We start from the raw sequence: 11,285 nt of genomic DNA on the forward strand, positions 1-11,285 counted from the left end.
GGATGGCGATGGTGTCCGCCACGTTGGGCTCGTTCACCAGCACCTTCTGGAAGCGCCGCTCCAGGGCCGCGTCCTTCTCCACATACTTGCGGTACTCGTCGAGCGTGGTGGCGCCGATGCAGTGCAGCTCGCCGCGGGCGAGCGCGGGCTTGAGCATGTTGCCCGCGTCCATCGCACCCTCGGCCTTGCCGGCACCCACCATGGTGTGCAACTCGTCGATGAACAGGATGATGTTGCCCTCCTGGCGCGCCACATCGTTCAAGACCGCCTTGAGCCGCTCCTCGAACTCCCCGCGGAACTTGGCCCCGGCGATCAGGCCGGCCATGTCGAGCGACAGGAGCCGCTTGGTCTTGAGCCCCTCGGGCACCTCGGCGTTGACGATCCGCTGCGCCAGCCCCTCCACGATGGCGGTCTTGCCCACCCCCGGCTCGCCGATCAGCACCGGGTTGTTCTTGGTGCGCCGACCCAGGACCTGGATGGTGCGGCGGATCTCGTCATCGCGGCCGATCACCGGATCGAGCTTGCCCTGCTCCGCCCGCTCGGTCAGATCGATGGTGTACTTTTCCAGCGCCTGGCGCTGCTCCTCGGCATTGGGATCGTTGACCGGCTGGCCGCCGCGCACCGCCCCGATCGCGCGCTCGATGGAACCCTTGGTGGCGCCCGCCTCACGCAGCGCCGTGCCCAGCACGCCCTTGTCCTCCAAGGCGGCCAGGACGAAGAGTTCGGAGGAGATATACTGGTCGCCGCGCTGCTGCGCCAGCTTGTCGGTGTGATTGAGCAACCGGTTCAGGTCATTGCCGAGGTGCACATCGCCCGCCGCCCCGCCCTGCACGGTCGGCAGCCGGTCCAGGGCCTCGCCGAGCGCCGAGCGCAGCCGGTTGGCGTTCACGTCCGCCTGCACCAGCAGGTGCCGGACGGTCCCGCCCTCCTGGTCCAGCAGGGCCGTCATGAGATGGATGGGCTCGATGAACTGGTGATCGCGGCCCACCGCCAGGCTCTGGGCGTCCGCCAGGGCCATCTGGAACTTGGCCGTCAGTTTGTCCATTCGCATGAGCTATAACTCCGTCGCGTTGTGTGGTTTTAACCCAAGTGGTGCATGCAGGCCGCGGCTTCAAGGGCGCCCCTCGAGTCAGCGTGTGCAAGGCTGCGGCGCGGCCGGAACCCGGGGAGGTTGAATCAGTCGGGCAGACGCACTCCTAAGGGCTGTCGGCTCAAGGGGCGCACATCGGTTTGACCTAGCGCCGCGAGGTCGGTAGCATTGTCTGTAAGCAGCAAAGCCGTGTTGGAGTAAAAGTAAACGTCCTGCCCCTCAACTGTCAGGATTTTTTACAGTTCCAGGTTCGTAGACCGGATGCCAACCTGTCTTTTCAAGACATCGGATTGAAATATAAACATTAAATATTTTTGGCGCGAAAAATGCTTATGGGAACTCAGCACCGATGCTGAGGCCCGGGCGGGAGACAGTGTCCGGCGGGGAGCCGCCGGAACTCACGCGTTCGGGGTGGCGGCGGGCCGCAACGCCCGCAGCAACGAAAAGACAATCCCCCTGAGTGGTCCGACTCAAGGCACCCGACCCTAGCCGCGAACAGGCGAAGTTATGAGAAACCGACATTTTTTGTCTCTCGCCGTTGGCACGGCCCTCGCGATGGGGGCTCGGTCGGCGGACGCTATCGTGATTGATGGTGCCGAGATCGGCCCGGTGGCCGGCAGCTTCATTTGGACATCTAATACAGATAATTACCAGAAATACGCGCAAGGCTGTGGGGTCGCGGGCCAGGGTTGCGGCTTTGGCACCACGGCCACTATTTCCGCCAACACCGATACCCTGTTTTTTTGGGGCCTCGACGGCACACCGACCAATAGTCAGACGACTTGGACCTACGACGCTACGGCCCTCAAGTATGCCCAGCCGCTCAACCTCCAGTACGTCGCACTGACCGCCACCGGTCAGGCAGGGACCTTAGGGGAGCAGTATGCACCGGGCGGCGGCTTGATTGGGACCCGCCCGCTCGGCACCGGGCTCACCGGGACTTGGCCCGTCGACGATGGCAGCGGGGGTTTTCAGGGGAACTACGATGCGTGGCTGACCCCGATCAGCAACGCCCGCGTGACCATCCTCGCGAATGGCTCAGCGGTCGAGGTCACGGGTGCGCAGGTGGAAACCAGCCGCCCGGTGGCGCCCCCAGCCGGTGCCCCCGGCGTAACAACATTCCAGCCTAATGCCGGTTTGGGTCTGGCACAGAGCCAGCCAGCCGACCCTACAACACCTTGGATCATGCGGGCGGGCGGGCCGGTGGATGGTTTTAACCCGAACGTAGTCTCCTGGGTCCAGATGCCGGTCAGTCAGGCATTCCAGATCGGGGGTAGCGGGGGGACGGAACTTGCTGACAACGGCACCGTCAAGCTGGTGCTCAGCGAACAGGTGATCACCAACGCCTACCCTGGGGGCGCCGGCCCCTCCGCCATGCTCCCCGACACGACGGTCCAACTCGTCGGCACCTATGTCGCCTCGGTGCTCGGCGTCAACAATTCTGCGCCCATCGACCTTGGCCCCGTCCCGCATCGGCCAAACCTCAGTCACCCCCGTCGGCAATGCCACCGCCACCAATAGCAAGGTGTCCACGACCGGAACGACGGTCCTCTATAACGTGGCATTCGGCGAGGCCACCACCGGCAGCACCGGTCTGGGTACCTTCTCACGCACCGGCGCCGCCGACGGCGGCAATCTGGCCGAGGGGGCGAGCGCAGCGAGCGGCTACACCTACCGGGCGACCGACTTCGGCACGAATACCGGTACCGCAACGATCGGGGCTATTACCGGCGTCAACGCCGACGGCACCGCCTATACCGGTGACACCGCCAACACGACCAAGAACGTCACCTTCGTGGCCACCGGGGTCGGCCCCAAGTTCCAGACCAAGGCGGGCACCGACCCTGTCGACACCGCGATCGACTTCGGCAAGGTCCTGATCACCAAGACCGACCTCAACCCTTCGGTCACGCGGTCGGTGACGATCACCAACACCTATACCGGAGCGGGAGATACGAATCTGAGCCTGACCGGGCTGACGGTGAACAGCACCTCGAAGGATGGCGTCAATCCGTTGAATTTCTCTGGTAGCCCCGGCAACACCTCGATCCAGGCAAACAACGGCACCCAGACCTTCAGCCTCACCTTCGCGGCCGATTCCGCGGGTGACAAGACCGCCACCATGCACTTCAACACGGACCTGGGCAGTGCAACCGGGCTCACGGGGGCCGGTCAGACCTTCGACCGCACCCTCCAAGGTCAGGCATTCAAGGCCACCCTGAGCGCGGACAGCAACGCCGTCCAACTCGGTTACGCCCGCATCGGCGGGGCAGCCTCCACGCCGGCCCAAGCGGTCAGCGTCAGCAACCAGACCGGGGGCGGTTATGACCTCCACGCGGTCACCTTTGGTCCAGCCACGAGTTCGACGCCGAATGCCACTTTCAGCGGCGGCGCCAACGTCGGAACGCTCGCCGACGGCGCAACCGGGGGCACCAACTACAGCATGACGGCGGCAGCGGCCATGGCACCGTCCACCAGCAAGCAAACCGTCACCGGGACCCTCGCCATCAGTTCGACCGAGGCCCCGGACGTCACCCGAACCCTGACCGGCGACGCGGTGGGCCCTGTCTTCAACTTCTCCGGCAACAACGTCAATTTCCAAGACGGCGGTCAGTCCTGCAACATTACCGGACCCAGCGGCAATCAGGTCTGTGGAACGGTCAACCTGGGCACACTCGACCCCAGCCACACCACCACGGCCCTGACCATCGCTAACCTGTTCAACGCGATAAGTCTTAGCGGATTAGGCGATCTTGCCGACCTCACCCTGATCAACGTGGGCTTCGGCCCGAGTTACAGCCAAAGCGCCCCAGTCGGGACCGGACTCTTCTCGCTTACCAGCATCCTCAAGGGTACGCGGTTAGACCCGATCGGCGGGGGCTCGAATGCGGTCACCGCAGGTCTGCGCTTCGATAGTACGGCGCCGGGTACGGGCTTCGTTACGACCCTGTACCTGCTGACGGACGCCAGCACCACCCTCGGCGCCGAAAGCGGGGGCACGCAGTTCGCGTTCGACATCACGGCGGCCTGGTCCGACGCACCGGCGCCCAGCACCTTGGCGCTGCTGGCTTTAGGCCTTGCTGCGGTTCGTCTGGGAAGATGCCAGGCTGCCTCGTCCTCCGGCGGACGACGGTGGCGGCGAGCTTGAACCGCCTTGGAACCGTGGGCTCGTGGCGTCCAGATCGCTTAATTATTCCCCCGGAAACCCGCTGGTACGGAGGCCAAGCGCCGGAGCAGAGTGGAGACGCCAAACTCGGTCGCCCACGCGTGCGGCACCTCCCACCAAGTGCCGAGCGGGACTAGAATCCAGTCAGCATGTCTTGCGTACCTCCAGCGTACTGGGTAGTATCTGATCAAAGAGTGGTTTTCTCACATTTGGCGCGTGGAAAGCGGGTTTATTTTGACACAATACGTTAACTTGAGCGATTCCGCCCGCTCATCACACCGGACGGTCGCCAGGGATGCCCGGAAGCCCCGCGCCGACAACCGTTCACTGCCTTGTCGTTGCGGATGATTGTCGCTGATAGTCCCGGCAAGAACGCCTACCCCTTCGAGGAACACCGATGAACAGCAGCCGAAAAAGCGCAAGCATTGATCCGTGCGGCGCTGACGAAATCCAAGAGACACGCCGTCGCCTGCTGCGTGCCGCGGCGGCGGCGGCCCCGCTGGTTGCTACGCTGCCGAGCGGCGCCGCCTATGCCTTGGGCAGCACCTCGCAGTGCATCGACCTAAGCAGGGACGCGAGTCAAGGAGCCGCCTTTAATCCCGCGCTCAGCGGCACGTCGGATGGATTCGCCCGCGTCGCCGGCCTCAGTTACATCTTCCAAAAGGGGACGCGCCCCGACACGGTTACCGTGCCGGTCATCGCAATCGGCACCTCCGCCGACACACCTCCTTACTATTTCGCTTCAAGCGGAAGCGTGATCGTGGGCGGCACTACTTACAGCTACACCGTCGGAGCGGTATTCAAGCCGGATGAGTTTATCGGTGGCGGTTGGACCAAGTTCACCGGTCCGACCCCGGTCCAATTGGCCAAACTCTATCGCGCCGCGAGCGACACGGGAGACGCCTACAACAATCCGACTTGCGCCGTTGACTGCTTACCAGCTGGCACCGACCCGAGTTCCCAGTGTGTTTTTCCACTGTCCCAGATCGGACCGCCGGACACCCAGGGGGAGGGAAGCCCGGGCAACAACATGGGGCTCACCACCAGTTGTCTCACCTCCGTCCATCCGACCTTTTCCGGCCGGAGTTGCCCGCAATAACCCGAGCGCCATGGAACAGGCGCACCCGGTCAGGATGATCAGACCCCGATGCCGAGCAGCGCAACCAACCGCCCGCCGTTCTACGAGGTCTGTCCAGCCGACAAACTTGTTTGGGCCCATTGGGAAGCCGACAGCAGCCTCTACCACCGCGGTACCGGGGAGACCCATCTCCTGAGCCCGCTACCCACTGAGATCGTCCGAACCCTGGAACGGGGGCCACTGACCCTGACCGAGTTATCGGCGGTGCTGGCCGGGGTCTGCGAAACGCCCGATTCAGCCGACTGGCAGGACAAACTGGGGCGCATCCTTGGCGACCTGATGGCACTGGAGATCGTCGATCGGCGAGACGATGAGGACTGAGCGCATCGGTGATCGGGGAGATCTGCATCGGCTGGCCGCACAGGGATTGCTCTACCGCACCGGGCCCTTCGTCATCCGGCTTCAGACCAGGCTCCGGGAGGTGACTGACACCTTCGCGCGGATTTATCTGGGCACCGAGGTCCTCGAGGACCCGCGGCTTGCCCATTTCAGCGTCCGGGTCACCGCCAGTTCGCCACTGCGGCGACCCTGGGGGGCGCAGTCGCAGTTCTGGATCGATGATATCCCCCCCTTTGAGCCCTATCCCCGTACCCATGCCTTTCCGCTCCTGGAATGGGGCATCAATTGGTGCATCGGCACCCGTGCCCACCGGTATCTGCTCCTGCACGCGGGTGCACTCGAACGGGGCGGGCGCGCCCTGCTGCTGCCGGCCATGCCGGGCTCGGGAAAAAGCACCCTGTCCACCGCACTCGCCTTCCGTGGTTGGCGCTTCCTCTCGGACGAATTCGGGGTCATCCTCCCGGGGGCCGCGACGGTCGCCCCCTTGCCGCGGGCCATTCCACTGAAAAATCGATCGATCCAGGTGATCCGCGACTTCGCGCCGGAGGCTGTCATGGGACCCGTCTTCGAGAAGACGCGCAAGGGCGATGTGGCCCATGTGCGCCCTCCACACGACAGCCTGGCCCGGCAACTGGAGAACGCCGCGCCCGGTTGGATCGTTTTTCCCTGCTTCAGGGCCGGCGGGACCACCGCGGTTCGCACCTTGCCCCGTAGCGAGGCCTTCACCCGTCTGGCTCAGAACTCCTTCAATTACCGATTGCTCGGCGAGCGCGGGTTTCTGGATCTCACGGCCCTGGTACGTGCCTGCGCGTGCTTTTCGCTCGACTTCAGCGACCTCGATCAGGCGGTCGCAGTGATCGAAGACCTCGCGTCCAGCGCATGAGCAGCCACGAATCGGCGGCCCTCACCGCCTGGCGACAGCCGACCAGCGTCCGCCGGTTCACGGCCGAACAGTGGACGGACGCCCTCTGGGGTGCCGGCCAGCACCGCTGTCTGGCCCGCCTGAGCTATCGGATCGAGGATGCCGGCTGCGCCAACGCCTGCCCCGAGCCCGCCTGGGACCTGCTGACATCGGCCAGGTACTACCCTAATTTCCTGCAGGTGCGAGTCGCCCGTGAGATTCGGCATCTGCATCGGATTCTGCGCGCCCGCGGGATCGATTTCGTCCTGTTGAAGGGCGGCGCCTACCTCAGCGCGGGGTTTCCCTTCGCCCGCGGCCGCGGTATGAATGACCTTGACCTCATGGTGCGCAGGTCCGCTCTCGGCGAAGCGGAGGCGGCCCTGCGGGCGGCCGGCCTGGTCACCGCCACCCTCAATGACTACGATCAACACTACTATCGGACCTGGATGCACGAGATCCCGCCGCTGCACCATCCCGAGCGGGGCGTCGAGGTCGACGTGCACCATCGCATACTCCCGTTGACCAGCCGCCTGAATCCAGCCCCCGAGATCATGTGGGCGGACGCCGTCGCACTGCCCGCAACCCCGGGCGTCGCGATCCTCAGTCCGCCGGATATGCTGCTGCACACGGCGACCCACCTGTTCTACGACGGCGCAATCCTCGATGGATTCAGGGACCTGCTCGATATCGACTCGCTCATTGCCACCCATGCCATAGCGCCGGACTATTGGTCGCGCCTCCTGGGGCGGGCGGCCTCACTCGAACTCGGCCGCCCGCTCTACTACGCCCTGTACTTTGCCCGGCGGATACTGGCTACCCCGATTCCCACAGCAACGATGGAGGAGGCCCACGCGCGGTTCGCACCCGGTGCCCTGGTCAGGCCGGTCATGGAGCACCTGGTCACACGGGTACTACCGCCGCGGCCCCGCGCTGCCCGTGCCGCCCCGGTGTCCGCTTGGCTGCTCTATCTGCGTTCGCACTGGCTGCGAATGCCGCCCGGCCTGTTAGCCCGGCACTTAGGCCGCAAGGGCCTGCGCCGCTTCGCGTCGGACAGCCCCGCTGCCGACTGGCCCCCGCCGTGAGCGCCCGTCGCACGCCGGTGGATTTTGCATTACTGAAGCGGCGCCGGCAGGCACCGGCCGCCTAAGTCCCCGCGTCCGCAAAATCAAAATCCATCGACTCGGTCGGCGGCTGGACATAGGACCCTTGCACCAGATCGACCCCGGCGCGGTAGAGCGGGGTGATGGCCTCGGGTCCCTCGACCCCGGTGGCGATCACCAGGGTCTTGCGCCCGCGCGGGTCGCCGAACAGGGTCAGCAGGCGCCCATCCGACAACCCGTGGGCCGCCTCCCGCGCCAGCCGCACATAGGCGACGGGCAGGCGTGCAAGCACCCGCTCGCCCCGCTCGCCGACCACGAATCCGTTGAGGCATAGCCGAATGCGCAAGCGGTTCAACTGCTCGGCCCGCCGGGCGGCCAGGTCGAGGTGGCGGTCCGCGTCGGCCAACTGCAATTGGATGATCGGGCGGCATTGGATCAGGTCGCGGGCGGCGATCTCGTCGCGCACCCGCTCAACCCAGGTGTCGTCCGCGGCGGCGGCGATGGATTGATGCAGGAAGAGTTCCACCGGCCGCCCCGCGGCGCGGCGCTCGCGCAGGGCGTCGAGACCGGCGGCGAGCAGCCAACGGTCGATTCGGGCGGTCTCCCCGGCCCGCAGGGCCACCGGGACGAAGACGCCGGGGGCGAGTAGTTCGCCCTGGGGGCCGGTGAGGCGCAGCGTGGCCTCATAGCGCTCCGCCGCCGCCGCGTGCAGCGGCACGATGGGCTGAAACAGGATCTGGAACTGTCCGGCCGCGATGGCGGCCAACAGCGGGTCGCGCGCCGCGGCGGCGTCCCGGGAGGACGCCCTCACATAACCCTGCGCGCGGCCCTGCGTGGCCTGGAGACTGATGCGGGCGGCCTTGCGGGCACGCGAGACCAGGGTGACGGACTCCCCGCCACTCTCCGCGACCGCACACCAGCCGACCCCGAAGCGCGGCACCGGGGCGGTGCCCGCCCCCGCCTCCAGGTCCGCGCGCACACACTGCCCCAGGGCCTGCGCGGCGGCGCTGAAGGGACGCCCGGCGCCGCCGCGCAGGAGCACGCCGACACCCTGCTCGCCCACCCGTGCCGCCAGGGACTCGGCCCCAGCGCGCGCGGTAACGGCCGCGGCAAGCCGTGTCAAGGCAGCCTCGTCCCCCTCCTGTTCGAGATAGGCCAGGGCCCAGTCCTCACCGGACGGGGAGCGGATCAGGCGATCGAGCCGGGCGAGCAGGCGTTCCCGGCCGGCGAGGCCCGGCGGTGCGTCCGGCACCGCCGCCCGCCGTGCCGCGTCGCGCTGGCGCACCCGCAGCAGGCGTCGGCGCACGCAGGCCACCAACTGCGCCGGGGGTACCGGTTTGGCCAGGAAGTCGTCGCCGCCGATGCGCAGGGCCTCCAACTGGCGTGCCGGGTCCAGTTCCGCGGAGAGGAAGACGATCAGCAGGTCGGCATAGCGCTCCTGGGCGCGGATGACCCCGGTCAACTCGATCCCGCTGACCCCGGGCATGTGGAGATCCATGAGGACCAGGTCCGGCATGAAGCGATCCAGGGCCGCCAGGACCTCAAGCGGGTCGGACACCCGCTGCGTGACCATTCCGGCCTGTTGCAGCACCCATTCGGCAAAGAGGGCGGCCACCGGCTGGTCGTCGACCACCAGGATGCGCGCCGCGGGCCCATCGGCCGGCCCGACCAGGGCCGCCAGCCGGGCGGCGAGGTCAGCGGCCGGCAGGTCCGGCGACAGGCAGGCCGCGAACCCGGCGTGCAGCGCCGCCAGCCGCTGCTGGAGATCGCCCGGGTCCCCGAGGCCGACCAGGGGCACCGACGGCCCTGGTCCGGGGCCCGCGGCGGGGGCGAAACTTGCGAAGGCCCGCAGATCGACCAGCACCAGCAGGGGCGGCGGGTCCCCTGGGGTCGCGAGGCGACGGTCCAACTCGGCAGGGACCTGGAAGCTCTCCAGGTCGAGCCCGAACCCGGCGAGATGTGGATGTATAGCAGTGCCCAGGGCCGGGTCGGCACCGAGAAAGAGGATGCTGCCGCGGCTTGGCCGCGTCGGGTTCGTTAGGCTCATTCTGTTGAATCCTATTGTGGATCCATGGGTTCGCGGCCCCGCCGACGGGACCGCACCGGCCCTGGGCGGGCTCTGCAACCCATAGTCTATACCAACAAAGCGACGTGACTCGATGCGCGGCAGGGGCGGATGTCGCCGGGTGGCTACAGCTACCGGACGTTCTCACGGACCGGGCATCGTTGTCGTTGTCGTTGTCGGAGTCGTTATCGTGGTCGGGTTATTCGACAACGAAAACGACAACGACAGCGTACCCGGGATCGCGGTCACCACATCAGTTCTGATCGCACCCGCTGTCGCCGCAGGTGTTGACGCCCCCACCACAGTGGCAAGGTAGAATGCAGCCGCCCACCCAATCGGCTCACGACCTCAGCCGCACTCGGTTCGCCCCCCCCCGCCCTCCCCTTCTTCAGGATGACAGCACCTTGTCCGACACACTGATAGACCTGATCCGGCACGGCGAGCCCGCGGGCGGGCGGCAGTTTCGCGGCGACCGCGTGGATGACCCGCTGTCCGCGGCCGGCTGGGCACAGTTGCGCGCAGCCTTGGGGGATGCCTGCCCCTGGGATCAGGTCATCAGCTCGCCCATGGCCCGCTGTCGCCCCTTTGCCATGGAAGTGGCCGCTCGCCACGGCCTGCCGCTGGCGATCGAACCGGCGCTCCGGGAGATCGGCATGGGCGACTGGGAACGCCGCACGCCCGCGGACCTGGCGGCGCACGACCCCGCCGCCTTCGCGGCACTGTACCGGGACCCGGCCGCCCATCGCCCGCCGGGCGGGGAGCCCTTGGCAGCCTTTACCACCCGCATCGCGACGGCCTACGACCGCCAGGCGGCGCTCTACCCCGGCCGGCACCTCCTGATCGTCTGCCACAGTGGGGTGATGCGCGCGGTGGTGGGATACCTGCTGGGGGCCGCCGACGCGCGGTGGTATCGGCTGCGGATCGACTACGCGGGACTGGTGCGGGTGCGCCACGGGCGCTTTGGGCCCGCCATCGAGTGTGTCAACGCGCCGACTTTGCCCGGCTGAGCGCCGGCCAGGCCCCGCGCGCCGGTCCGATCCTTCGTCTCTCAGGCGAAGGCGGGGACAGTACCGCCCTGTCCCGCACCGGCGGCGGTGCCCGGGTCTTCGCGTAGTGCCGCCCGCAACACCTCAGCGGCGCAGGGCAGGCAGGTACCGCAGGTGCCGCCGAGCCCGAGCCCCTCGCGCAGGTCGTTCAAGGAACTGGCGCCCGCGCGCACGGCCGCACGGATTTGCCGGTCGGTCACGGCATTACAGACACAGACATACATGGTCGACTCCGGTGTTGGATGCGCGTTGTTCACCTGAGGTTGATAATAAGAACGCTTCTCGTTCGTGTCAATCCCCCGACCGACCGCGCCCGGGGAGCAACACCTCCAGACGGGTGCGATCAGAACTGATGTGGTGACCGAAATCCCGGGTAGGCTGTCCTGGTCGTTGTCGTTGTCGTTGTCGTGATCGGTTTGTTCGATTACGACAACGACAAC

The 11,285-nt window shown here is 66.8% G+C and carries 10 protein-coding genes; 7 read left to right on the top strand and 3 right to left on the bottom strand.

Annotated elements, in window-relative coordinates; all coding sequences use genetic code 11:
• The coding region (locus QZY48_RS13540; protein ID WP_295431450.1) for a Clp protease N-terminal domain-containing protein at positions 1-1,051 on the bottom strand (1,051 nt) is incomplete at its 3' end.
• A 621-nt stretch (positions 1,052-1,672) separates the two neighbouring features.
• On the opposite strand from QZY48_RS13540, the gene QZY48_RS13545 reads away from it, so the two are divergent.
• The 6 genes from QZY48_RS13545 (at position 1,673) to QZY48_RS13570 (ending at position 7,716) form a co-directional block, all read left to right on the top strand.
• Complete coding sequence (locus tag QZY48_RS13545; RefSeq protein ID WP_295431453.1) at positions 1,673-2,611, top strand: hypothetical protein; 939 nt, start codon at positions 1,673-1,675, stop codon at positions 2,609-2,611.
• A 4-nt stretch (positions 2,612-2,615) separates the two neighbouring features.
• Entirely contained in the window at positions 2,616-4,238 is a 1,623-nt protein-coding gene (locus QZY48_RS13550) for a hypothetical protein (RefSeq protein WP_295431455.1), read from the top strand.
• Between the two features lie 415 nt (positions 4,239-4,653).
• The gene (locus QZY48_RS13555) at positions 4,654-5,355 is read left to right on the top strand and encodes a hypothetical protein (protein WP_295431458.1); all 702 of its coding nucleotides are present in this window, start codon (positions 4,654-4,656) and stop codon (positions 5,353-5,355) included.
• Between the two features lie 48 nt (positions 5,356-5,403).
• Positions 5,404-5,715, top strand: coding sequence for an HPr-rel-A system PqqD family peptide chaperone (locus QZY48_RS13560; RefSeq protein ID WP_295431461.1), 312 nt, complete (start codon positions 5,404-5,406; stop codon positions 5,713-5,715).
• The gene (locus tag QZY48_RS13565) at positions 5,705-6,616 is read left to right on the top strand and encodes an HprK-related kinase A (protein WP_295431462.1); all 912 of its coding nucleotides are present in this window, start codon (positions 5,705-5,707) and stop codon (positions 6,614-6,616) included. Before QZY48_RS13560 ends, QZY48_RS13565 begins: the two co-directional genes overlap by 11 nt.
• Positions 6,613-7,716 carry a nucleotidyltransferase family protein gene (locus QZY48_RS13570; RefSeq protein WP_295431465.1) on the top strand — a complete coding sequence of 368 codons (1,104 nt, stop codon included), beginning with the start codon at positions 6,613-6,615 and terminating at the stop codon, positions 7,714-7,716. The genes QZY48_RS13565 and QZY48_RS13570 overlap by 4 nt, the downstream gene beginning before the upstream one ends.
• Before the next feature lie 61 nt (positions 7,717-7,777).
• Here QZY48_RS13570 and QZY48_RS13575 read toward each other — a convergent pair whose 3' ends face one another.
• On the bottom strand, positions 7,778-9,781 hold the full coding sequence (locus QZY48_RS13575) for an EAL domain-containing protein (protein WP_295431467.1): 2,004 nt from the start codon (positions 9,779-9,781) through the stop codon (positions 7,778-7,780).
• A 422-nt stretch (positions 9,782-10,203) separates the two neighbouring features.
• Here QZY48_RS13575 and QZY48_RS13580 point away from each other — a divergent pair, with 422 nt between their 5' ends.
• Positions 10,204-10,806 carry a histidine phosphatase family protein gene (locus tag QZY48_RS13580; protein ID WP_295431469.1) on the top strand — a complete coding sequence of 201 codons (603 nt, stop codon included), beginning with the start codon at positions 10,204-10,206 and terminating at the stop codon, positions 10,804-10,806.
• Between the two features lie 41 nt (positions 10,807-10,847).
• On the opposite strand, the gene QZY48_RS13585 is transcribed toward QZY48_RS13580, so the two are convergent.
• Positions 10,848-11,285 (bottom strand): (2Fe-2S)-binding protein (locus tag QZY48_RS13585; RefSeq protein ID WP_295431472.1); only part of this gene is annotated, 438 nt, incomplete at its 5' end.

The organism is uncultured Thiodictyon sp. (assembly GCF_903828115.1).
Taxonomy (GTDB): Bacteria; Pseudomonadota; Gammaproteobacteria; order Chromatiales; family Chromatiaceae; genus Thiodictyon.

What these genes read in the sequence shown, in the direction of transcription:
- QZY48_RS13555 (WP_295431458.1), top strand. Translation starts at nt 4,654, where the DNA reads ATGAACAGCAGCCGAAAAAGCGCAAGCATTGATCCGTGCGGCGCTGAC.
- QZY48_RS13560 (WP_295431461.1), top strand. Translation starts at nt 5,404, where the DNA reads ATGCCGAGCAGCGCAACCAACCGCCCGCCGTTCTACGAGGTCTGTCCA.
- QZY48_RS13565 (WP_295431462.1), top strand. Translation starts at nt 5,705, where the DNA reads ATGAGGACTGAGCGCATCGGTGATCGGGGAGATCTGCATCGGCTGGCC.
- QZY48_RS13570 (WP_295431465.1), top strand. Translation starts at nt 6,613, where the DNA reads ATGAGCAGCCACGAATCGGCGGCCCTCACCGCCTGGCGACAGCCGACC.
- QZY48_RS13575 (WP_295431467.1), bottom strand. Translation starts at nt 9,781, where the DNA reads ATGAGCCTAACGAACCCGACGCGGCCAAGCCGCGGCAGCATCCTCTTT.